Origin of the sequence: Bacillus cereus group sp. BfR-BA-01356 (assembly GCF_022663635.1) — a bacterium.
GTDB lineage: Bacteria > Bacillota > Bacilli > Bacillales > Bacillaceae_G > Bacillus_A > Bacillus_A cereus.
This window is the reverse complement of sequence record NZ_JAKUFX010000100.1, coordinates 1-21528: the sequence shown is the minus strand read 5'-3', so window position 1 is coordinate 21528 and position 21528 is coordinate 1. Positions and strand designations below refer to the sequence as shown.

Below are 21528 nucleotides of genomic sequence, written 5' to 3'. Positions count from 1 at the left end.
GACCAATGGTCATCAACATCCAACTCATTCGTAAACTACTTATTAGACAGAGGTACCATTCTTTCAACCGAATACAAAGATTCAAGGAGGTGGTCGGCAACACTCTATCTACAAATTTAAGTATCTCATAAAAATAGATACTCTTGGGTTTATAGGTACATCCCGTCCCTAAAAAACCTAACTTAATCATACGAGGAGGTTCATATAAAAATATTTATAGACTAGAAAGGGATTTGTTAATGAAGGAAATTGATAAGTATATGTTTCTTCAAGAAGCCGCTATAAGATGGGGGATATCCTATGAAACAGTAAAAAACAAGGTAAAACCATCTTTAGCAAAAGAAGAACAAATTGATAGTATGATTGAACACGGTTTGATTAAATATTTTGAACCGCCGCGTGATCCAAACCGCATATATAAACGGGATCAAAGGTCTTGGCTTGTATCGATTGACGCAATGCATGAATGGTTTGGTGAACCGAAAAATAAAAAGTAAAAAAACAAAAGAGAAAGATGTTTCCGCGCCTGCCAGCCTGGAAAAACACCTTCCTCTTATGGGCCAACATAATTTAAAAAAGGAAGAATGGCTATGAAACAAATCCTTATCAAAATTACGTCTGGTGAGCCTATTTTAACACAACCTCACCTTAAATTTAAATTCCTCAAAAAATTTTACTCATATATTTCAGAAAATTTAAAAAATTAAATTGTTACTTTGGTATTGAAGAAAATATTTCCGATCAGATTTGGTTTTATGGTTTCTTTGCAACCTCAATTTTTATGATGCTTTTTACCTACTTATTTTCGGGTATCCTATATGGATTTTAGAGAGGAACCATATGGAAGAAAAGTTGTTTTTAAAACAATTTCCCTAGAAAGGAGATAAAACATTGATTCAATCAATAAAGAATACCATGCAATTTGTTGGTTGGGTCCTAATTAGTGCGTTGATGGCTGTCAGCTTAGTGAATTAGTCCTTTAAGAAGGGAAGGAGCAATCACATGGAAGATTACAAATGTAGAGCGTGTGGAGAGATTGTCGCGGAAGGATTTGCGCTAGGAATACTATGTTATTACTGCATTGAAGAAGTTGTAATTCACATGAAAAAACAGATAGAAGACAAAGAAATTTCTTGTACACATGGAGATAATCAAACAATCGAAATTAAAGGAACAGATAAATCTATAACGGTTTGTCATGAGTGTGGAAAAGAATTATAAAAGGGAGGAAGGAAAATGAAAATTGGTGTATCTGTATGGAGAGTTCTTTGCAAAGAAACAAAGTTGAAATTGCTTCAAAATGCTATGCAGGAGAGTAAAAGCCGCTTTACAAAACAATCCCTTTCCATTGCTATAAAGCAACAGAAAGGGGAAGTGTGATGAGTGATCGTATTGGTGAAGGGCACAAGAAATAAGATGCCTTCAAAAATATTTTAGCATGTTCATTTAAGAAATAAAGGGGGAATTTAATGTGATGAAAACAGTCCAATTATTAAAAAGTGAAGAATTTGAAATTGGTACAACAGATAAAAACGGGCACAAATTAAGACAGTCTGATTTTGTTGTTACACAAGATGATTTTGAGGGTATTAGTATTTGTCAAATCCTATACAACAGTATTGCAAAAGAGTTTGTGGCCATGAGTGATTCTAATTGGTGGATACCGTACCACGATTTATCTGTTGCAACAGAAAGGCTAGATTATGTCATTGCAAAAGAGTTTTTGGGGCTAGAAAAATGCGGTACATATTGGGGGAAGAATCGTACACCATTTATTAGAATGCCGATTGAATATTTCAATCCTGTTGAGGAATCCACTTTTATTCTAGAAAAATTAGGGCGGCAATATGACGATCTATTGAGCGTAAAAGAAAATGGGTGCTGGTACCTAACAGTGAACAAGAAAATATATAGTGAAAAACGTCTAGGGATAGCCGCCTGTTTAGCCGCTGTTGATACTGTAAGAAAAAATAAGTAGGAAAGGAAGAAATACAAATTTAAATTATAAATAGGGGGAATTAAAATGTTACATGCAGTTATGCAAGAGCAACAGTATTGGAGAGGTCAAAAGCAGAAGTTTCGAAAAGAAAATAAAAAATTATTAATTTCTTTAGAACCACATTTATATGAAAGGTTGGAAGAATTAGCACTTTATAATGAAAGCTTAGATCAAATCGCTTTAGAGTTAGTAACAGAAGGGTTAGACTATATTTATATGGAGGATGTACCTGTTCAGCAGTCTCATGCTTTTCAGCATTTTATTGAGTTTGAATTAACACCATTTCAACATAAACTTTTGCAGCAATTAGCACTTAAACGAGGATGTTCAACAAGAAAAATGGCATACACAATATTACGTTTCATGCTCCGAACAAAGTAAAAGAATCCAACTATAAAAGAAGGATTCTTTCACCAGGTATTCGTTGGCAAATGACTTCACCAGGGAATTGAGTCTGGAGCACTCAATTCCCTTTTTTATGTTATAAAAAAGAATGTAATTTGTCAAAAAGCATTTGTTATAGAATAACAAATGCTTTTTGTTGAACTTGAATTGAACACTTTCAGAAAGTATTTATATTGTTTGCCTATTTCTCTTGAAAAATTGTACCCTCAATCACTAATTTTAACATAGAATATAAAAAATGTAGCGTTTTAATATTAAAAAACCTATTGGTTTTATATGGATTATTTCTTTATAATAATGAGAGGTAGTTCCCGAATGTAGATAGGCTCTCATGCAAGAAAAGCAAGAGAGCCTATCTACATAAAAAAAGATTGGATATTTGCCAATCTTTTTAGCGTAAGGGGTTTAATGACAGCTTGTTACTACAACTCGTTTTTATTTTAAAACAGTTAATCAGAAAATTCAATCTTGTTATTTTTTCTCAATATTCTTTTTCGTATTGTTCAATTATAATATACTTAATTCTTTTTATTTCTATATCTGTCTCTTATCTTCCCGTTATGAATCCTTATTGAAAGGATTCTTTTTTTATCCTAATTTTTTGGTCTAATCGATATTTCCCCATTGCTTCATAGATTAAAAGGTCTAATTTTTGACTAAAATCAATTACTTTTTGATGGCTAAATCCATATTTTTTTACAAGATAGCTCAATTCTTTTTTTTGATCTTCGATCATGTCATGTAGTAATCTCATTTCCACTTTTTCTTTTAAACTCCTTTATACATAGAATCTCTAAAAAATTGTACCCAAAAAATTGCAAACAAAAAACAAGGCTGAAACCAGCCTTGCCCTAAAGGAAAAAAACTAACTCTTATATCTAAGAGTACATTATGTATGGAAATTTTTGAAGTGGATATCCCATAAAAGGATAAAAAGGTTATTATTGTAATATTTTGAAAGGTTTTTTGTTTTATAAAGAAACAGTCGAAATTGCTTGTTTATAAAGGAACTGTTGCTTTCCATTGCTTAAAACTAATACCGAAAATTTATCAACAGCGATAATTTTTCCAGGTACTCTGACACCATTTATTAGAAAAATCGTACTTCTTTTTTCTCTTCTATTAACTTCTCATAAAACTTCTCTTGTGTATACATCATTTAGATGGTTGCAACTCCTCTCCTTTTTTGGAACTATTCATAGCTTCTAAGAATACATATTCTTTTACTGTTAGTTCAACTGTTGGACAATATTCAACTTTTGATAATTCATGAAATAAAGAAAGGTTTTTGTGTAGTTTTTGAATCATTTCATCTAAGGTGATTTCTCCTACACCATATTGGATAACAGGATTTAAAAATACGTCTATATCTACTAAACTTGGTTCAATTAAGGAAACAATCTCTTGAATCTTTGGTAAAACAATTGTTTCATAACGTTGTTTGAATAGTTCTAAGTCCTCTGGTGCGGGTTCGTTCTCACATAGCTTTTTGAAAGATATTACACGAATGTCATTTCGTAATGAATCAATACGCTCTTCATAAAACGCTTTGTCAAATCCTTCTTTGTCAGCAACATCATAATGAAGCTCTGTTTGTGATCTACGCTTCTTCTTATAAGAATCCATGAGGATTTTTTCTTTTGCATTAAACATCATGATAAAAACAGTACGCTCTAAATTCATGACTTGGTTTGCTACACTTAATGTTTCATCTAATACTTTTGCGCGTTCTTCTTCACTTAACTTTTTTATAGAGGATGGAACAAGGTTTTTGACATTCTCAAACGACTCTGAATTTGTAATGTGTTGAAGAGAAAATTGAGCAACCTCTGGTAAACAAGGATCAGTTGTTTTGTCTAAGAGTAACAAATCTTTAATCGTTCGCACTGTATTTTTGATCTCTTTTTGAGCTTGTCGAACTTTTTCTATGCTTCTTTCTATATATTCTGGTTGTTTAAGACGATTGAAAATGTATTCTCTTCTTTCTTCAAAATGTTGCTGTAAAAGTGACATAGTTGTTTCCCCTCTCTAAGTGTCTTACGGTTTTAAAATCCTTCTCATGGATGCAAAAGGAACAGTATAATTATAACATTTTATACTTTGATACGATTTTAAAATTCTTATATTTCGGAAATTTCGAGAAGACGCTTCTTTTTCGTGTTGTACTTGCACAAGTTTCATACTGTCGGCATATAGCTAATAGCGTAAAGCACGCTGATAGCTAATGATTAAAAATGTGGCCTCAAAGGGTCATTTTTTTATGGAAAAAGTGATATTACCGCTCATATCGATTAAATAAAAAAGTAGAGAATTTTTTTGTATAAAAAGGTGAATAACGTACAAACAGAAAGGAATACGTTTTAGTAATACCGATATTATCGGTCACATCGGGGAGGGTGAACAGAATGGAAAGATCAAAGTTTAGTAAACCTGTAGCATTTAATAAGAAGAATGAAAAGGATCGGATCATGTTACAGCATGTAAAGCGTAAAAATTTTTCGGGTTATGTAAAGAAATTGATCTGGAACGATATACCCGATAAACATAAAAAAATAACATGCGAAGAAGATAGAAAACAAGTACCTTCACCAATTCGACAAGACGAACAGAGTGTAACAGGAAAGAAGAAATTAAGTGCCGCGGCACGTATTGAACAAATTAAGGCGCAAACAAAAAGACAGGAGCCTTCAAAAAGCTCACTGCCTGTATTTTTAACCAACAAGAACATTAACAAGTGATCCAATAATCGCACCTACAGCGACAGCAATTGCAACATGCATATCGTTAGACCTCCTACTTTTCATTTATAAGTAGTATGTGTAGTTCTTTTAAAATTATACGAGGGGTGTTGCATCATGACTAAGACAGAAACGATTTCTTTTCGCTCTTTTATGGACCAAAGTTATAAAAAGAAAGCACATAAAGAAACAAATAGTAAGAACGTACTTAAAAAGGTTTTTACCGCTACAGGGAGTTCATTAATATTAATACTTCCAAAGGTAACATTTGCCGCGGGAGTTAACGGGACGTTTGGCAATGTTCATAGTGCCATTATGAACGGGTTTGATGCGGGCGTAGTTTTAGTTATTATCTTTTCGGGCGCGGCCTGGGCATTGGGTCACCGTACAAAGGCAATAGAAATTTTAATTGGTGCATGTTGTGGGTATATCTTGGCTAGACATGCGGTTGACATAAGAGACTTTTTAAAGGGAATTTAAAAGGAGGGGTCCTTGTGAAATTCATTTTAGAAGGTGGAAAAATGATTGCGGCTAATACAGCTGGGTATATTGGAGAAAAGGCACAAGAGGGTTCTTTTTTAGATCAATTAAATAATTTTAGTGATGCTATTGTAGGGAAGGAAATGGAATGGATTTTCAAGCCAGTTGGTGAATTTATGGTTGATATAGTAAGCGAATTAGGTCATTGGTTTATTCTAAATTTGCCCGATATTATGGGATATGGTGCATTGGTGACAGCTGGATTTATCATGATAGGTTCAATGACAAACAAAGGCGGACTTATCTTAGCAATATGTATATTAGGAGGGGCCTAAAATGATACAGGGAGAAGGCTTTATTATATGCGATAAAGAAAATACAAACCTTCCTGTTTTGGCACAAAATGAATATTTGCCAGTATTATATGAACCTAAGAAAATAAAAAAATCCTGGTTTAAAAGAAAAGAGATATATTCTCTAAAACAATTTTTACAAGTAGAAAAAAACAAAATGGTTGTATATCGGATTATTCCTCATGCGGATGTATCTAATAATACAAAGCGTTTATGGCGGGCGATCTATAAGATGTATGAAATGTACGAAAGTATGGGAAGTCGTATAGAAAGAAAAGGGATTACATTTCATTATCGTGAAAAGGACTATTTCTGGTTTGATGTTGTTTTCAAACAGAAAAAGGGCCAGAAGAAAATTGAATTTTATGTAGCAACTAGCGAATACCAAGCATTAAAGCTCAAAAGAAAACTAGAGAACAAAATGAGTGTGACAATTAAGGAAGCCGAAATATCAGATTTACAAATTTCTAATGAAAATACAATCGTACAAGAAATGCGATATTTGAAACATGACATCTTTTCCTTAAATACAAATAGCAACGATACAAAAACACCTATTGGTAATATTTTAAGCGTTATTGATGAACTAAGTTATGATGGAGACATTTGCCGATTGAGTATCTGTAATGAAGCGGAAAACCGTCAGAAATGGGTGAAAAACGCTTCCTGGGCCATTGAAAAGTTAAAGAAGGGGAAACCACCCCAAAGGGTTAATGTGAGCGGCAAACGACTTGTAACAGGGGCTAAAATTGGTGTTGCGGCTGTTATTAATGAAATAAATGATTTATTAACTGATACATTCCAGGCGTTCTCGAACGCTTTTTTTAAATCAGATAAAAAATTTAGCAAAGAGCACATCATTAAAAAGGCACATACAACCGCTGATGAAGTTGGAACAAATCGTGTGAGTTATGACAAAGGAAATCAGCCTGTTTTTAAAACGCGTATACGGGTGGCCTCACATTCCCATGATCGGTTAACCAGGGAGACAATGGGGGAAACCTTAGCACTTTCTATGATGGATTTATCAGAAACGAATGAACTACATGGCGTAAAAATAAGAATGAGAAAACGCCAAACAGAAATATTACAGGAATTAAATACATTCGAACTATCAAGCAAGACAAAGTTTGATCCGAATGTAAATTTGATGAGTACCGATGAAATGAGCAAATTAGCTTTGCAAATGCCTGTAAAAGAGTTGCAACGAAAATATGCAGATGCATTGAGTGTAAAAAAGAAAGTTGAAATTGAGATACCAGCGATTATGCGGGATGAGAAAGGAATATTTTTGGGACATTCGGAATTGAAAGATCAAAAAATACCAATCTATATGCCAATAGATAATCCAGATAATTTTTATAGAGGTTACGTCTTTATAGGAGGACAGGGGGCTGGTAAAGATACAGCAATTAAGAATTTTGTTATTGAGGGAAATACAAAACATAAGATTAGTTTTATCATACCAGATGCAATTGTAGAAGAAGGTGGGCGGGGTATGGCAGACGGGATTCGTGATGCATTACCACCAGAAAACATTATTGATCTGGATTTAAACGACAGTGATTATATCCCACCTCTAGATTTAACAGAAGTAATTACAAAGCTAGGGCGGAACGGTTCTTCAAGATTTGCGGATGAAATGATTGATTTCATGCAAATTGAAGGATTAAGCCGAAGTGAAAAATATTTAACGGATGCGGCCAAAGCAAGTAAAGGAAGTCTATTTAATATTAAACGTATTATAGAAGATGAGGACTTTCGGGTAAATCGTATTCAAGAATTAGTGAGTGAAGGGAATTTGCGTCTTGCGAATGAGCTGATACAGTGGGGAGATAATGAACAATTAGGGAATAAGTGTGATCCCATCATAACCAGATTAAACCGCTTTTTTGGGAATGAAAGATTGTATGATATCTTTGCACAAGACCCATTGAAAGAACTTGATTTTGGTAAATGGATGCAAGAAGGAAAAGTTATTATTTTAAGGGTTCCAAATGCTAGGGGATTGGGGGAACATGCAGTAAAAACCCTCGTTCACTGGATCACACTAAAAACCTTCATGACCAGGTTATTAATGACAAAAAAAGAGCAAGAGAATGGGGCGTTTATCATTTTTAATGAACCCGAACAATATGAAAGTGAAGGATTAACTAAATTGATGGGTAGAGTGGGTACAGAGGGCAGAAAAGAGAGACTAGGAAGCATCTATGCATTTCACCATTGGAACAAATTGAAACCGTCATTACAAGAGAATTTACAAGGTGGCGGCGTACAACAATTCCTATTTATGAACGATCATACAAAGACATTTGAATTATCTAAGTATCGATTTGAGGATACAATTTCACTAGAACAAGCATTTAAAATACCAGCACATCACGCGATTATCAGTGTAAGAGCTGGGGGAGAAATACAACCATCGTTCATTTGTAAAATGGCGCCACCGATTAAGCCAAAATATGATAATAGCTTTCTAACAAAAAGGCATTCTCGCATGTATGGCCGATCCTGGATCAATTTACAAAAACAATACGGATAAAGCAAAGGCACAAGGGCAATGGTTCTTGTGCCTATTTACATTTTCCAAAAGTCATGTGGCTGTGCGTAAGGGTCTACTTTTCTAATAGCTTTCAAGAGTTTTTTCATTACAAGGGGTGTAGGGATATACGTTTTGTCGCGACAAGCCTTTGTTAAAGTTGCGCTAGATATTTTTGTAGCTTTCAGTATCTCTTTTTGTTCAATCCCATGACGATCTAGCCATTTTTTTAAAAGAGTCTTATTATCTTTAAAAAACATATGACACATCTCCTAAACTTGTTAATTTATTTACAAGTTTGGACATATATTTTAGAAAATATTCTACCCATTATTTTAAAAATTTAAATTTCCGATTAGAATTTCATAAATTCATAGAGCAATCAGACGAACGATTTTGTTAATTTTATGATTGGAATCTGGTATACATATAATGCAAAGATTTGACTTAGGCATCATACAACAAATCTTTGCAAGGCGGTTTCCAGAAAAACTTTGACATTTACATACAAGAAAATATAGAAAAAGATTCGAATTGCAAACAGCAAATTAGAATTTAGTTTTGAAGAAAAATAATTTGTGTGATGGAATAAAAATAAAGACGTATGATGTAATTTTTTCATCATACGTCTTTATTTTTTGAAAAGAGCTTAGACCAAAATCCTTGTTTTTGCTCTTGGGTGGACGCTATAAGTTTTTGTGATTCACGCATTTCATCAAAATCCCGTTTCAATTGTTCATATTGCAATAATAGAGTTTTATTTAACTCGTTAGCAGACTGTAATTCTTGAAGAATTTGTTGATTCGTTTTCTCTTGCTCTTGAAGTTGTCTCATGAAAGTTTCTAATGTTTGAGCGACTTGTGAGCTAGTTAAAGTTAGTTCATTTTCTTGGTGAGCGGGGGGCGCCCAATCGCTCGTTTTTTCTTTAAACTCTTCTACAACAGCTGTTGCAGCCTCTTCTTTTTTTACTTTTTGTTTTTTGGTCAAATACCTATACTTTTCTAACGCTTGTATGTCATGAGCGGTAAATGCACGACTGTCATTTGCACCTTTTGCGAATTTGTACCCGCTCACTTCTAGTTCATTCGCCCAGCGCTTTAAAGTGCTATCAGATATTTTTAGTTTTTCAGATACTTCATGTGTCCAGTAAGCGCGTTCTTGTGATGTTGTATCATTCATATGTTTATCCTCCCTCGCTCAAAGGTCGTTCAATTCCAATTTTGAAGTGTAATCTTTGTTTAATCAAGTCTTTGTAAGTATTTTCTTAAATAATCTTCATGACTTTCAAATCAATATAAAGATAACCCTAATGAAAAAAGAGTTGCCCTTATGAAAGAACAACTCTTTTTTATTAATTTAAAACTTCTTCAAATGCTGAATGTATTAAAGAAGAGTCAAAAATTTGTTTATGGGTATATTTATTTTCTGATAATGCTTTCGAAAAATTTGAGGTTTCAATGATAAATAGATACATACTTGCATCAATTAACGTTGGTAGTATTCTATGATCTACGATTTCTTGAGGGCTGATAATATACGATTTTACGGATTTTTGTCGTGTATTTATTTTCGCTGTTAATCGATGGTTTCCATCAATCAGTAGGTATTCATTCATGCCGAGTGGAAACCCTGTACATATAATTGGTTTTTGATTATTTACAGAACCCTTCCAGTTGTCGGTAGGGGTCCATTCTAAAGGAAATGACTTATTCTGTATACTATCCAATGAGATTTTTTTGATTTTTGGGTTTGTTTTTTCTATGAAAAGGCGGGCACCTGTAATTACAAAGTTGAAATAAAATGTAAAGGAAGGAAAAATCAATTTTTTTTGAAAAATTTCAAAACCTTTAAAAGAGAGGTTGTGTTTATTTTCATTTTCGAATTTGATATTTGTGTTTTGATCCGCTCTTTTTAATATTTCTAACCAACCATTAAGCCATTCCTCTTGATACTGGAAATTTAGCAAATTATTTTCTCTAAACATAATTTCTAATTCATCAAAATCAATACTGTAAAGTTTTTCTGTAACAAAATTATAAGCCATGAACTTCTCTCCTTTTTCTTTGATACTTTTATTATAAATTAAAAGAAAAAGAGTTGCTCTTATAAAAGAACAACTCTTTCTTTGCATTATGCATACGGATCATCGTCTAAATCATTCAGTTTATTCCATGATGTATTTTCTTCTTCAACATGGGATTCCCCAGAATTCGTTATTTCTTGACTTGTTTCGATGTGTGTTTGATCCGAAACAGGTGTATGAACAGTTTTTGAACCTTCATTGTGTTTGATTGGTAAAGGCTGTGTTTCGTTATCCAATGTAAATGTGTATTTACGTGGTAAAATTTCCGCTACATCTGTATTACCAATTTGTTTATGGAGTTGTTGCGCCGCATACAAAAAGAACATTGTAAGATCACTTTGTTTGTTAATAAAATCGATCATTTCTGGTGAAATGTCTTTTTTAATATAGACATTTGCTCTATCACCAGCTTTGTATATTTTACGAGCCATTATTTTTCACCGACAGGAGCAAGCGCTTTTTCTTTTAATTCTTCAAATCTTGGAGAGCATGTGTACACAAGTAATCCGCGTGCATTTACGAAAAGTGGGTCTTTTAAGAAAATGACATTTGTTAAACGTCCTTTTTGTTGTAAAATTTGCTGTAGGCTTTCATTTATGATTGCGGCACCGCCACCATAAATGAATACATACGGATCATCTTTCATATCATCAATTTTATTAATAATATCAGTTGCAATTCGATTTGCTAAACCTAATAATGCGCCACGTGATGCCTCTTTTAAACGAATATGACGAGGATGTTCAGAATCAAGATAAATTGCATTAAATTCAGCAATACTGTCTATTGTCTTTTGTTTATTGTTTAAGTTCCAAACCTTGATAATATCAAGTAAAGTTTCTTTCACTCCATATGGTAAACCACGACTCATTTTATGTTTAAAACTAACACCATGAGAAACAACTTCTTCTGTCGTACCAGCGCCAATATCGAAAGATAATATTGTTTTGTCAACAAAGTCTATTTCTGTAGTTTTGCCTTCTGTAGCTTCTACTTTTCTTTTGATGGTTTTACCTTTTTCATCATAAACGATTCCCCATGAACCCGCCGCACCTTCTGGTAAACACTTGCAAAATTCAATTTGGATATTAACTACTACTTCACGTCCGCTTGGGTGATGGAATTTTACTGTATGATGATTCATATAACGCTCTACAAATTCTTGTGCTGTTTGAGGCGTAATTGTTGCGACAGGTAATGCAACAGAAAGATCATAAGTAACATCAATTTTATCTTTATTTGGTTGTTTTTTCATAGCTGTAATTGCTAAACCAGCTAATGTAACAAGTAGCACAAGATCATCTTTCGATTTATCCGATTTCTTTTCCATTTCAATACCTTTAATGTTTTCATCAATCACTTTTTGACCAATAATGTAACGCAGATTGTTTGCTTTTAAGGTAGGTGATGAAATTGTAACATCAATGTTGTTTTCTAAATCTTCAACAGAAATATCCTCATCACTCAAAATGTTTGTTGCTTCTCCAATGTGATGTGAATAAATACTTGGTATGAATAAAGGATCAAGACCTAATACATTTAACTTTAAACCACTGTTTCCCGCATCCGCACCAGCTTTTAGAATTGCCATATATAAAAACCTCCTAAAGATTATTTTTTATCGATTAACTTAATTCCATTATATGCTAAACACTTTTAACAAGTCAATACAATTACGAACAAATTAATACAAATAAATACAAGTCAATACAAAATTATTAATGGAAATCTATAAAAATCATTAAAATACAAGTGTTTTTCGTATTGATTAGTATTTACTTGTATTTATTTGTATTGACTTTTATTGATTTTTCACATAATTTAATTGTTTTTAGATCGTGGGGTCGACTGTCTTTTTGAAATAATCCATCTGTTACCTATTTTTTTGGCTTTTACTTCTCCCGAAGCACATAAATTTTTAATTGTTCCTCGTGGCATATCCCGCTTTTCGGCGGCTTCTTCAACTCCCATGACTTCTTCTAATGGGCCGCTATCATCATTATTGTAATTAATCACTAATAAACGTAATGTTTCGCCTGGGGCACTTGTTTTTTTAGAAATTGTTTTCGAAAGTTAACAAATAGCACAAAAAAGCCCTGGTTTTGCTTGTACCAGGGCTTTTTATCGATTTATTCACCTAATTTTTCACTAATATAAGTCTCTCCATATTCATTCCCTATACGAACTAACATCAATGTATTTTTTAAATCAGAAATATTTTTTGGTAATGAAGCTCTTAATTTGCCTGTCAAATAAGAAATGACAACTTGACTTAGTTCAAGTGAGAAATCAATAAATTGTTTTATATGCTTTCTTGTTAAAGGGTTTTTTTCAATTAATTGATCCGTATTTCTCATAGCCTTCTTAGTATTATGACTATATATATTATTCCTTTGAGCATACAACCAGTCTAAGCTGTTATTTTTTTCGAATTGTTCATATTCTTGTTTTTTTAATTTAAAAAATTCTTCTGGTGTTGATTCACTTACTATCAATTCAGTTGAAAATTTTTTGTACTCAATACATCGATCAAGAAATTTTTTAACGCTAATTGCATGATCGCGTTTAGTGTTATCATACAATTTGGACACGACTGCAAACGTTGAAACTACTAATGAATTATAAATGTAAGAATAGAAAGCAGAGGAAACTCTTATCTCATCAAAATATTCCACTTTTTCTCTTTCTATTTGCATCATTATTTCGTAAAAAATATTTGCTTCAAATGATTGTTGATAAATTTCTTCCGCAAGCTCTAATAACTGTTCTTCTGTCATAATAGCTCCTCTATATCTATCTTTTTGTTCATTATATCACAATTTAAAATCGTTCCATTACGAGGTAGCACCCATGTTATTGCTGTTTATTCCAGAATTGAACGTATCTATGCAGGGCTTCAACGCTTTTTAATCCCAAAAGCGCTTTAATTTCAATGGGTTTCATGCCATTCTGTAACGCATTTAATATAAAACGGTTCCGTAGCATGGTAGGCGTGACATGAATTTCAGCCCGTTTTGCTTCTTTCTGTAACATGCGTTGTACAGCGATTCGAGTTAAAGCGGCGGGTTGATCTTTTTCATAGTCCCAGCGGAACGTTTGCGGGCCGAAATCAAACGCCACAAAGAAGGGATCGCCCGTTTGTTGGCGCGGCCTAACAAGATTAGGAATTTTGTTGTAATACGATAAGGCAAGTTTTACATGCTCTTTTGAAAGGGTAATAGATCGTTTGTAGGCGTGCATCCCTCCTGGGGTAATGGTATTCGTCCCAAAGTGTATATCATGCATAGAAAGCGTAAGAATGTCCTGGATAGATAGCCCATAATCTAACATGAAATGAATTAATAAAAGATTACGTTCTAGAATAAATTTTCTTCCAGTTGCTTGGTAGTCGGTTAATCCGTTATAACTACGCATGACGCGAAATAGTTTTTTTATTTCTTGATCCGATGCAAAGTGTTTAGAAGTTAGTCCAGGAGGAGAGACATCACTTTTTAAATCCTGGGCCGCGCCATGAAATTGTAAAAAGTTAATCAGAATACCTCGTACACGCTTGGTATTAGAAATTGACGCCCCACGTCCCTTTTTAAGAGCTTTTAAGTATCTTTCTAATATATTTGTATCAAAAGAACGAAAAAACGATTCTGGAGGTAATTTGACGTATTTCTGAATCCATGATGTGAAAAGTGTGAGATCGTAGCGGTATTGTTTAACGGTGGAAGATTTACGGCCATGTTTTAACAAATCAGAAAGGAAAACATCAACAGAAACTTCCCAAGTCATGTTTATATACTCCTTTATCCTAAAAATTGTGTACCGCAATTATATACGAGAACCATACAAACAAGCAATAGGGGATTTTAGATCGAGGTGTCTTCTGTGGGGCTTGTGGGATTCCAGGGCCAGGACATTGCGGGGCTATGCGGAGACATATGGGCCTGGCTAGACAGGGCGTGGAGTTGTGATATAGGTGGATATATAGATGTATTGGAATGAGTGGAAGGCGAATGATGGGCCGATGTTGAAGGAGGACGATATGCGAGGATTGGGAATGGCCGCCGCCCCGCCTACGTAGTTTTATGAAAATCTGCCTGGCAACGGAATCTGATTCATAGCTGAATCAAGATACCCTTACCAGGAGAGCTTCAAGGTAAATCTAAGTTTCTAAATATTCCCCGCAACCTAGTTCTATCAATGAGTTTAAGATAAGAATAAGTTCAGAATAACCTTAGTATGTTGTCACAACTAATTCTGTAGATTTATCTCATATTATTCTGAATTAATTCTGAGTTTATTCTCTTTACTGAAATGCTCGTTTGTTTTTAAAGTGCTGTACTATATATTTATGGTAAAAATCACGAATATTAGTATTTATACTGTCTACAGATATTCGGTGTTCCGTAAATTTGTATATTAAATGATAAGAAGAGTTCTATTTTGGTATTTAGTTTGATCTGGGGGTTTATGTTTAAAAATCTAGAAAAATATAGTTCCCAATATGGGATACTATTTATAATAAATCTTGTTTTAAAAAAAATTAAAATGATTAAATATATTAGGATTTATTTTTGCCCAATAAGCCTTACTCTCACAAGGGATTAGAAAATTCTTCTTATTTAATTGCTGATTTAAGAGCAGGTTCAATTCAATTATAAATTCATAGTGGATTTTTTGTGAAAAACGCCCTTAATTCACAAAGATATAATAGATTGATAATATGTTTAATCTATTAAAATAAAGAATGGCATGACAAAAAGCCTTGTTAGGAGGGGATTTTTTGAACAAGGCTATAAAACAATTATTTTTTTGTGGAAAATGAGATTTAGGCGTTTGGATCAATCATTTTTTTGAATAAATCCATTGACGGTATGAGACTCTTGATTGGCTTTCCAAATACCATATTTGTTGTGCGTTCTTTTGCTTGTTGCTGTCTACGCTTCCTATTTGCAGTTAACTGTTTTGTATAGATTGTTACGAAATGTGCAGGCGTACTTTCTTGTGATTTGTTTATCTCAAAAAACTGTACACAATCCTCAAAAGTCTTTCTTGCTTCCCAATCTACGTCTGGCGGCATACGTAATGCGATTGTATAAGCATCTTTTTCAGTAATATTTGTATCTTTACTTATGATATACATATACAGTTTCTTTTGATCTTCGCTCATAAACTCATCCATTTCGCGGAAGCGTAGTTCTAACTTTTCACCCGAATCAGGGGCATTCATTGGCTGTTTTTCTTCTACTTCTTCATTTGTAGGAGCAACAGCATCCAATATATCTATTCCCTGGCATGTAGGCACAGTAGGTTTTTCGGTTTGATCTATAGATTTCTCCTGTTTTTTACTTAGTTTTTTAGATAGAAACTTAGTAAATGTAGAAAAAATATCAATGGAAAACGCCCATTTTTGCTTAAAATACTCAATGATTTTTAAATAATTAGTATTGAGGCTTAATATGTAAATAGATGGTGCAATCTTACCATGACGTCTTGTTTTGATTTGATGACATACTTGAAGATCCTCTAACCAATTCAGAATAAAGTTGATGATCGGTACAGAAATACCCGATTTTTCACTGATTTGATTTTGTCTCATTTGAGAGTATCCTTCTTGTACTAGGTAAGATAAAACAACTTCCAATGCCTTATAGCGGCGTGGTGTTTGTACGAAGAAATCTTTAGTGGTTTTACCTTCTGTATCTAAAAGAATTGTATCGATAGCTTTAATTACTTTTTGTACTGTTTTATTAATAGCACCTGTAGGAACATGAACCAGTTGTGGGCTTAATTCTCGTTTTGCTGTACTTAGCAAAAAGTTATTTAGTAGCACAAAAAAACCTCCTATTTTTTCCACCACACATTTGTTAAGGAAAAGTAGAGGATTTTCTTCACAAGAGATTCACTTTGTGCTAAAATAAACGTATATAAGTGAATAAATTCTATGCGTTAAAAACCCTACTTTCTGGGATTTTTAATTGGTGTCTAGTTTGCCGACCGGAACAACCAATTAAAAATTTGTGAGGTAGGTTTTTTTTTGTTTTGATAAATATATTTTATCGTTCTTCTTACAGAATATCAATCTTTTGAAAGTAAAAATTACACTAAAGTGTTAATAATGTGTTTATTTTGTATAGAAAATAGTTGTTTAAAGGTCTCTATTTGTCTGAAAAATATTGAGAAACATGTACATTTACCTATTTCTGTAATAAAACCCTTCATTCAGAACAATCGTTTGATATAATATATTGAATATGTCTGAATTTTCTTTCAAGAGGTGGGAATGTATGAACTACTGGAATAGGAAATTACAAGAAGAAATTAATAATGCACATAAGACATATGATTGTTTTGCTGTTGAAGCAAAAGTTTCTAAGTCTACTTTAACAGATTTGTTTAAATACAATAAAGAAGTTTCAATGTTTAGTGTGTTTAAAATGGCGAAAGTTCTTTTCCCTGATAGAAGAAACATTCATGAAGAATGTTGTATAAACATTTTTGATCAATATGAAAGAAATGTAAAAATTAATATGAAAAGGTTATTTGTTATCGCTTATCTTAACTGTTATTCCTCGATTTTAAAATATTTAGTTGATTTATCTAGTAGCCATACAGATTATAATGTAAAAAAATATTCTCCACTTTTTAAACTGTTCTATGAACGTCCCAGGGGCGGAAATCCGAAGGAACATCTTTTGTGTTTAGAAGATATTCGAAAAACAGTTCCTAAAAAAGAAAATTTAGATATGGAGATATTTTGTGATATTTTATACTTACTTTCTAGTGGTGATATCGGTGATTTCGGAATGTTTGATACATATAGAGATCGTGTTGTTACCAATATTTCTAAGATTAAAAATCAGGATTTAAAACTACTTTATAATTACTGGATTACTGACATTTGGAGTTATGCTTTATTAAGAAGGCTAAAAGTCAATGAATTTAGAGAACAAAATAGTAAATTAATGATGTATGAAAATATACAATATTTCCCCGTTATGAGTGCGATGAACAATTTGAGGCTAGGAGAGAGTTTTTTATTTTCGGATTATCAAAAGTCATATGATTTTACTTTAAAAGCACTTGAAGAATTAGAAAATAAATGTGATTTTAAGTATAGAATAGCCATAAATAACATGAACTTTTTAAAACTTATACACAATATAGAAATAGATACAATTAACTTAGAACAGCTCCATCCAGCAGAATTAGCGTTGTATTTTGTTTTAAAGAAAGAGTATTTAAAAGCAATAGAAATATTAATGAAATTAAAAAATAAAAATAAAAAACTGACGCCAATTCAGTATTGTTATTTAGGTCAAGCAAAAATGGACCTGGATATAATAGCCGAATCAAAAAAATTATTCATTGAAAATGGTGATTACTTTTTTGCCCAATATGCAACAAAGGCTTATAATGATTGTAAAGAATTGTTAAAATGTGGAGGCGTAAAATGAAAAAACTAGCCATTTTATGTACTGTATCATTAATTTTATTAAGTGGATTAAGTATTTCAGAAAAAAATAAGGTCCAAAATTCTAATAATGTGCAATATATGGTCGATCCTGGAGGAATGGGCTGACTGTAGAAAAACAAAAAGTAACAAAAGACACCGTTTATACGGTGTCTTTTGTTACTTTATAAACAGTTTTTTAAATGTTCGAACTGGATTTCGGCGAACAAGAATATCAATTAATCCCAAAAAAGGAGCGGTTATATGGAAAATATTCAAAATAAAGCTAATTGCGAATCACTTATTGTTCAAATTGTTCAGGCATGTAATGGAGATTTAGAAATCATGGGAAAATTAATTGATTTATATGATAGTACAAACCATTTGGATATTGATTACTCGTAATTAAATAAAAAGTATAGATAATTATATGTACTCTAATTTGTTATTATGATGCGCTCTACTCCTCGTGTTGCGATTGCATTTCTATTTCAATTTCCAGAAGTTGCGCCATCCTAAGAATTTCTTTTTCGATTCTTGGTTTGTGTTCTTCTGGAACATTTCTATATTTTTCAATCAAAATTTGAGCCATACGTTCTATTGGGTCGGTTTCACTACTATCTTTTTCTAAAATTTCATTATCACTCATTTGATGGTGTAAAAGTCTTGATTCACTAACATTAAAAAATTTCGCGATTGTCGGTAGACGTTCAATCTTAGGGACTTTATCTCCATTTTCCCAGCTTGTTACGGTACTATATGGTGTATTTATGGCTTGAGCAAACTCTTTTCGACTAAGGCCTTTCATTGCTCTTAACTTTCGTATATTTTTCCCAAATATATTGTTATCCATTAGGTATAATCCTCCTTTTTTTATACTTTAGTGTTATTTTTAATACTAAAGTGTTGACTTTCGGCTTTAAGCCGAATACAATGTAATTAAGGGAAGGGAGGTTGAAAAAATGCTAGCGTCAGAAAATAAAACCGTTGTACGAGAATACAGGGAATCCAAAGGTTTAAGTATTAAGGAAGTTTCTAAAGGCGCTAAAATTCCGATCGGCACATTATATGATGTTGAAATCGGGAGAAGGAGTCTCAAAGCCAATAAAGCCAAAAAAATGGCTGATTTTCTTGAAGTTCCAATCGAGAAACTTTTCAGACCAACATATTATCGTGCAATACCCATCACAGATTGAATTAACCTTATGTTATTGATTACATTTATTTTGTTCATATTCCTACTAAATGTATTGTAAATGAAATTCGGCTAAAAGACGAAATAATTATCACTAAAGTGTAAATTTCTATATTTAGAAAATTAAAATTCTGAATATTCCGTCCTTTGAAAACTGAATAATCCTAAAGGAGCTGTAAAAAATGGTTTTGAAACGATCGTATCAAACACTACTACTCTTTACGAGTGTACTTTTATTTTTGATGAGCTTCTTGATTCCACTGAATCAAGCCAGTGCGGAGGTAATCAATCGAGAAAGGTATCAGATGGATTGGGCCTATAGTCCGCAGTATGGGAAAGATGTTCGTACAGAGCTTTTAAAGAACGCTAGTGGTCAAATCGCGTATTGCCTGGTATACGGTTTAAAATCCCCAAATGGAGAGGATTTACCAGAAGCAGGAAAAACAGATGATGTATCCTATCGTGTCTTAATGAATGGATACCCACAGAAAACACCAGAAAGTTTAGGTGTTTCTAATTGGCAAGAAGCCCATTACGCGACACAATTAGCTCTTTGGAATGCACTTGGCCAGATTTCCGTTGATGAATTACAGTTCAAAAATGCGGCTGTTCAAAAAGCGGCAAAGAACATTATTCACGCGGCAAATCAAAGCCAGGATACACAAGATGTCTGGATGAATGTCATTCCAACGGATAAACAAGAAGCACAATTAAACGGTGAATATTTCGAAACAACAACATACAACGTTCAAACAAATGCAAAAAAAGGTACATTTCAAGTACAAATGAACAATGCACCACAAGGCACACGTATTGTCACAGAACAAGGTGAAGTGAAAGAAACATTCCAACTAGGAGAAAAGTTCCGTATTCAAGTACCAAAATCCTCTAAGAGTAGTGAACTATCTCTAAAAGTCGTTTCAAATCTAACGAATGTTCATGCAATCGTATATAAAGGAACAAGTACGATTCAAGATGCAACTGTATTATTAGAGCGCAGTACAGAACAAAGAAGCACAGACTTACAAGTATTCTGGAAAGCAAATGGAGCTTTAAAAGTGATGAAAGTGGATGAAAACCAAAAGCCACTACCAGGCGCAGTATTTGAAATCGCAAACAGCAATCAACAAGTTATGGGAACGATTACAGCTGACAAAAATGGTATCGCTGAAATGGGCAACCTAGAACTTGGCACATACACTGTAAAAGAAGTGAAAGCACCTGTTGGATATGTGTTAGATGCTACACCAAAACCTTTTGAAGTGAAAACGGGTGAAGTTGCTGTTGTTGAAATGAAAAATGTACAAATCAAAGGCAATATTGAAATTAAAAAGGTAAGTGATACAGGCAAGATTCTCCCAGGCGTTGAATTTACAGTATTTACGCCAGAAGGAAAGGCAGTCACAAAAGTAACTACAAATCAAGAAGGGATTGCGAAAGTACATTCTCTTCCGTTTGGAAAGTATTACTTCCAGGAAACGAAAGGATTAGAAGGTTACTTATTAAATCAAACAAAGTATCCATTTGAAGTAAAAGAGCATAATCAAACACTTACATTCGAAGTGAAAAACGATCAAGTAAAAGGAAATGTACAGCTTGTAAAAGTAGATGAAGATGGGAAAACAAAATTAGAAGGTGCTGTTTTTATCCTAGCTGATGAAAAAGGAAAGAAGATCAGTGAGCATAAGACAGACAAAAACGGGTTAATCAAAATTGATAATATCCCATTTGGAAAGTACCAATTCATCGAAAAAACATCACCAGCGGACTATGTGCTGGTAAAAGACCCGATTCCGTTTAGCATTACTGAAAACGGGAAAACAATTGAGCTAGTTGCAAAGAATACAAAGATTAAAGGATCAATTGAAATTACAAAAGTAGACGTAGCCGATGGAAACAACAAGCTACCAGGTGCAGAGTTTACGATCTATAACGAGCAAGGCCAGGAAGTCGTGAAAGGAAAAACAAACGAACAAGGCATTGCAAAGTTCGATAAACTCCCAGCAGGAAAGTACACATACAAAGAAACACTTGCGCCACAAGGTTATGTGTCACATGAAGAAACATTCTCTTTTGAAATTAAAGCGGATGGTGAAATTATTAAACACACCGTAAAAAACAAAAAGATTGAAGGTAGCTTAGAAATTACAAAAGTAGACGTAGCCGATGGAAACAACAAGTTACCAGGTGCAGAGTTTACGATCTATAACGAGCAAGGCCAGGAAGTTGTAAAAGGAAAAACAAACGAACAAGGCATTGCAAAGTTTGAGAAATTACCAGCTGGTAAATACA

General features: G+C 33.2%; 26 protein-coding genes and 2 pseudogenes. 15 read left to right on the top strand and 13 right to left on the bottom strand.

Annotated features, from left to right (window positions below; genetic code table 11):
* Positions 1 to 239: 239 nt before the first annotated feature.
* The 6 genes and pseudogenes from MR168_RS24825 (at position 240) to MR168_RS24800 (ending at position 2380) form a co-directional block, all read left to right on the top strand.
* Complete coding sequence (locus MR168_RS24825; protein WP_000658309.1) at positions 240 to 497, top strand: helix-turn-helix domain-containing protein; 258 nt, start codon at positions 240 to 242, stop codon at positions 495 to 497.
* A 93-nt stretch (positions 498 to 590) separates the two neighbouring features.
* Positions 591 to 829 (top strand): annotated as a pseudogene (locus MR168_RS33740) (DUF3961 domain-containing protein).
* Between the two features lie 173 nt (positions 830 to 1002).
* Complete coding sequence (locus MR168_RS24815) at positions 1003 to 1221, top strand: hypothetical protein (RefSeq protein WP_000390509.1); 219 nt, start codon at positions 1003 to 1005, stop codon at positions 1219 to 1221.
* Positions 1222 to 1236: 15 nt separating this feature from the next.
* Positions 1237 to 1380: a hypothetical protein gene (locus tag MR168_RS24810; RefSeq protein ID WP_000690451.1), complete on the top strand. Its 144-nt coding sequence runs from the start codon at positions 1237 to 1239 to the stop codon at positions 1378 to 1380.
* 94 nt (positions 1381 to 1474) lie between these two features.
* On the top strand, positions 1475 to 1978 hold the full coding sequence (locus MR168_RS24805; RefSeq protein ID WP_003275810.1) for a hypothetical protein: 504 nt from the start codon (positions 1475 to 1477) through the stop codon (positions 1976 to 1978).
* Between the two features lie 45 nt (positions 1979 to 2023).
* Positions 2024 to 2380 carry a hypothetical protein gene (locus MR168_RS24800; RefSeq protein ID WP_000902067.1) on the top strand — a complete coding sequence of 119 codons (357 nt, stop codon included), beginning with the start codon at positions 2024 to 2026 and terminating at the stop codon, positions 2378 to 2380.
* A 592-nt stretch (positions 2381 to 2972) separates the two neighbouring features.
* Here the strand turns inward: MR168_RS24800 and MR168_RS24795 are convergent.
* The 3 genes and pseudogenes from MR168_RS24795 to MR168_RS24785 all read right to left on the bottom strand — a co-directional run bounded on the left by MR168_RS24795 (position 2973) and on the right by MR168_RS24785 (position 4417).
* A complete protein-coding gene (locus MR168_RS24795; protein ID WP_003275808.1) occupies positions 2973 to 3140 on the bottom strand; it encodes an aspartyl-phosphate phosphatase Spo0E family protein in 168 nt (55 codons plus the stop codon).
* Between the two features lie 235 nt (positions 3141 to 3375).
* Positions 3376 to 3560: pseudogene (hfq, locus tag MR168_RS24790) on the bottom strand (RNA chaperone Hfq).
* Complete coding sequence (locus MR168_RS24785; protein ID WP_000055175.1) at positions 3560 to 4417, bottom strand: hypothetical protein; 858 nt, start codon at positions 4415 to 4417, stop codon at positions 3560 to 3562. Before MR168_RS24785 ends, hfq begins: the two are co-directional and overlap by 1 nt.
* A gap of 392 nt (positions 4418 to 4809) precedes the next feature.
* On the opposite strand from MR168_RS24785, the gene MR168_RS24780 reads away from it, so the two are divergent.
* From MR168_RS24780 to MR168_RS24765, 4 genes are all read left to right on the top strand, one after another.
* A complete protein-coding gene (locus MR168_RS24780; protein ID WP_000442265.1) occupies positions 4810 to 5142 on the top strand; it encodes a hypothetical protein in 333 nt (110 codons plus the stop codon).
* Positions 5143 to 5259: 117 nt separating this feature from the next.
* Positions 5260 to 5622, top strand: a complete 363-nt coding sequence (locus MR168_RS24775) for a hypothetical protein (RefSeq protein ID WP_000167718.1) — start codon at positions 5260 to 5262, stop codon at positions 5620 to 5622.
* 14 nt (positions 5623 to 5636) lie between these two features.
* On the top strand, positions 5637 to 5957 hold the full coding sequence (locus MR168_RS24770; RefSeq protein WP_242291568.1) for a hypothetical protein: 321 nt from the start codon (positions 5637 to 5639) through the stop codon (positions 5955 to 5957).
* A gap of 1 nt (position 5958) precedes the next feature.
* Positions 5959 to 8517, top strand: a complete 2559-nt coding sequence (locus MR168_RS24765) for a hypothetical protein (protein ID WP_000614131.1) — start codon at positions 5959 to 5961, stop codon at positions 8515 to 8517.
* A 35-nt stretch (positions 8518 to 8552) separates the two neighbouring features.
* Here the strand turns inward: MR168_RS24765 and MR168_RS24760 are convergent, their stop codons facing one another.
* The 9 genes from MR168_RS24760 to MR168_RS24720 form a co-directional block, all read right to left on the bottom strand.
* Complete coding sequence (locus tag MR168_RS24760) at positions 8553 to 8774, bottom strand: helix-turn-helix domain-containing protein (RefSeq protein ID WP_000465162.1); 222 nt, start codon at positions 8772 to 8774, stop codon at positions 8553 to 8555.
* Between the two features lie 361 nt (positions 8775 to 9135).
* Positions 9136 to 9693, bottom strand: coding sequence for a MerR family transcriptional regulator (locus MR168_RS24755; RefSeq protein WP_001000488.1), 558 nt, complete (start codon positions 9691 to 9693; stop codon positions 9136 to 9138).
* A 172-nt stretch (positions 9694 to 9865) separates the two neighbouring features.
* On the bottom strand, positions 9866 to 10558 hold the full coding sequence (locus MR168_RS24750; protein ID WP_000323892.1) for a hypothetical protein: 693 nt from the start codon (positions 10556 to 10558) through the stop codon (positions 9866 to 9868).
* An 86-nt stretch (positions 10559 to 10644) separates the two neighbouring features.
* Complete coding sequence (locus MR168_RS24745; RefSeq protein ID WP_000101427.1) at positions 10645 to 11028, bottom strand: hypothetical protein; 384 nt, start codon at positions 11026 to 11028, stop codon at positions 10645 to 10647.
* A complete protein-coding gene (locus tag MR168_RS24740) occupies positions 11028 to 12188 on the bottom strand; it encodes a ParM/StbA family protein (RefSeq protein WP_000996172.1) in 1161 nt (386 codons plus the stop codon). The genes MR168_RS24745 and MR168_RS24740 overlap by 1 nt, the downstream gene beginning before the upstream one ends.
* 230 nt (positions 12189 to 12418) lie before the next feature.
* On the bottom strand, positions 12419 to 12613 hold the full coding sequence (locus tag MR168_RS24735) for a helix-turn-helix domain-containing protein (RefSeq protein WP_000611595.1): 195 nt from the start codon (positions 12611 to 12613) through the stop codon (positions 12419 to 12421).
* 113 nt (positions 12614 to 12726) lie between these two features.
* A complete protein-coding gene (locus MR168_RS24730; RefSeq protein WP_000134172.1) occupies positions 12727 to 13374 on the bottom strand; it encodes an AbiU2 domain-containing protein in 648 nt (215 codons plus the stop codon).
* A gap of 76 nt (positions 13375 to 13450) precedes the next feature.
* On the bottom strand, positions 13451 to 14377 hold the full coding sequence (locus MR168_RS24725) for a tyrosine-type recombinase/integrase (protein WP_000219656.1): 927 nt from the start codon (positions 14375 to 14377) through the stop codon (positions 13451 to 13453).
* Positions 14378 to 15416: 1039 nt separating this feature from the next.
* Entirely contained in the window at positions 15417 to 16421 is a 1005-nt protein-coding gene (locus tag MR168_RS24720; protein WP_000926059.1) for a hypothetical protein, read from the bottom strand.
* Positions 16422 to 16875: 454 nt separating this feature from the next.
* On the opposite strand from MR168_RS24720, the gene MR168_RS24715 reads away from it, so the two are divergent.
* From MR168_RS24715 to MR168_RS24710, 3 genes are all read left to right on the top strand, one after another.
* The gene (locus MR168_RS24715; protein WP_242291567.1) at positions 16876 to 18045 is read left to right on the top strand and encodes an AimR family lysis-lysogeny pheromone receptor; all 1170 of its coding nucleotides are present in this window, start codon (positions 16876 to 16878) and stop codon (positions 18043 to 18045) included.
* A complete protein-coding gene (locus MR168_RS33440) occupies positions 18042 to 18170 on the top strand; it encodes a hypothetical protein (protein ID WP_003320364.1) in 129 nt (42 codons plus the stop codon). Before MR168_RS24715 ends, MR168_RS33440 begins: the two co-directional genes overlap by 4 nt.
* A gap of 135 nt (positions 18171 to 18305) precedes the next feature.
* Positions 18306 to 18446, top strand: a complete 141-nt coding sequence (locus tag MR168_RS24710; RefSeq protein ID WP_000428006.1) for a hypothetical protein — start codon at positions 18306 to 18308, stop codon at positions 18444 to 18446.
* Positions 18447 to 18501: 55 nt separating this feature from the next.
* Here the strand turns inward: MR168_RS24710 and MR168_RS24705 are convergent, their stop codons facing one another.
* On the bottom strand, positions 18502 to 18894 hold the full coding sequence (locus MR168_RS24705) for a helix-turn-helix domain-containing protein (RefSeq protein WP_000369749.1): 393 nt from the start codon (positions 18892 to 18894) through the stop codon (positions 18502 to 18504).
* Positions 18895 to 19003: 109 nt separating this feature from the next.
* Here MR168_RS24705 and MR168_RS24700 point away from each other — a divergent pair, with 109 nt between their 5' ends.
* Both MR168_RS24700 and MR168_RS24695 read left to right on the top strand, forming a co-directional pair.
* Positions 19004 to 19237 carry a helix-turn-helix domain-containing protein gene (locus MR168_RS24700; protein WP_000881126.1) on the top strand — a complete coding sequence of 78 codons (234 nt, stop codon included), beginning with the start codon at positions 19004 to 19006 and terminating at the stop codon, positions 19235 to 19237.
* A 181-nt stretch (positions 19238 to 19418) separates the two neighbouring features.
* Positions 19419 to 21528: SpaA isopeptide-forming pilin-related protein (locus MR168_RS24695; RefSeq protein WP_242291566.1), on the top strand; the 2110-nt coding region annotated here is incomplete at its 3' end.

What these genes read in the sequence shown, in the direction of transcription:
- MR168_RS24825 (WP_000658309.1), top strand. Translation starts at nt 240, where the DNA reads ATGAAGGAAATTGATAAGTATATGTTTCTTCAAGAAGCCGCTATAAGA.
- MR168_RS24815 (WP_000390509.1), top strand. Translation starts at nt 1,003, where the DNA reads ATGGAAGATTACAAATGTAGAGCGTGTGGAGAGATTGTCGCGGAAGGA.
- MR168_RS24810 (WP_000690451.1), top strand. Translation starts at nt 1,237, where the DNA reads ATGAAAATTGGTGTATCTGTATGGAGAGTTCTTTGCAAAGAAACAAAG.
- MR168_RS24805 (WP_003275810.1), top strand. Translation starts at nt 1,475, where the DNA reads ATGAAAACAGTCCAATTATTAAAAAGTGAAGAATTTGAAATTGGTACA.
- MR168_RS24800 (WP_000902067.1), top strand. Translation starts at nt 2,024, where the DNA reads ATGTTACATGCAGTTATGCAAGAGCAACAGTATTGGAGAGGTCAAAAG.
- MR168_RS24795 (WP_003275808.1), bottom strand. Translation starts at nt 3,140, where the DNA reads ATGATCGAAGATCAAAAAAAAGAATTGAGCTATCTTGTAAAAAAATAT.
- MR168_RS24785 (WP_000055175.1), bottom strand. Translation starts at nt 4,417, where the DNA reads ATGTCACTTTTACAGCAACATTTTGAAGAAAGAAGAGAATACATTTTC.
- MR168_RS24780 (WP_000442265.1), top strand. Translation starts at nt 4,810, where the DNA reads ATGGAAAGATCAAAGTTTAGTAAACCTGTAGCATTTAATAAGAAGAAT.
- MR168_RS24775 (WP_000167718.1), top strand. Translation starts at nt 5,260, where the DNA reads ATGACTAAGACAGAAACGATTTCTTTTCGCTCTTTTATGGACCAAAGT.
- MR168_RS24765 (WP_000614131.1), top strand. Translation starts at nt 5,959, where the DNA reads ATGATACAGGGAGAAGGCTTTATTATATGCGATAAAGAAAATACAAAC.
- MR168_RS24760 (WP_000465162.1), bottom strand. Translation starts at nt 8,774, where the DNA reads ATGTTTTTTAAAGATAATAAGACTCTTTTAAAAAAATGGCTAGATCGT.
- MR168_RS24755 (WP_001000488.1), bottom strand. Translation starts at nt 9,693, where the DNA reads ATGAATGATACAACATCACAAGAACGCGCTTACTGGACACATGAAGTA.
- MR168_RS24750 (WP_000323892.1), bottom strand. Translation starts at nt 10,558, where the DNA reads ATGGCTTATAATTTTGTTACAGAAAAACTTTACAGTATTGATTTTGAT.
- MR168_RS24745 (WP_000101427.1), bottom strand. Translation starts at nt 11,028, where the DNA reads ATGGCTCGTAAAATATACAAAGCTGGTGATAGAGCAAATGTCTATATT.
- MR168_RS24740 (WP_000996172.1), bottom strand. Translation starts at nt 12,188, where the DNA reads ATGGCAATTCTAAAAGCTGGTGCGGATGCGGGAAACAGTGGTTTAAAG.
- MR168_RS24730 (WP_000134172.1), bottom strand. Translation starts at nt 13,374, where the DNA reads ATGACAGAAGAACAGTTATTAGAGCTTGCGGAAGAAATTTATCAACAA.
- MR168_RS24725 (WP_000219656.1), bottom strand. Translation starts at nt 14,377, where the DNA reads ATGACTTGGGAAGTTTCTGTTGATGTTTTCCTTTCTGATTTGTTAAAA.
- MR168_RS24715 (WP_242291567.1), top strand. Translation starts at nt 16,876, where the DNA reads ATGAACTACTGGAATAGGAAATTACAAGAAGAAATTAATAATGCACAT.
- MR168_RS33440 (WP_003320364.1), top strand. Translation starts at nt 18,042, where the DNA reads ATGAAAAAACTAGCCATTTTATGTACTGTATCATTAATTTTATTAAGT.
- MR168_RS24710 (WP_000428006.1), top strand. Translation starts at nt 18,306, where the DNA reads ATGGAAAATATTCAAAATAAAGCTAATTGCGAATCACTTATTGTTCAA.
- MR168_RS24705 (WP_000369749.1), bottom strand. Translation starts at nt 18,894, where the DNA reads ATGGATAACAATATATTTGGGAAAAATATACGAAAGTTAAGAGCAATG.
- MR168_RS24700 (WP_000881126.1), top strand. Translation starts at nt 19,004, where the DNA reads ATGCTAGCGTCAGAAAATAAAACCGTTGTACGAGAATACAGGGAATCC.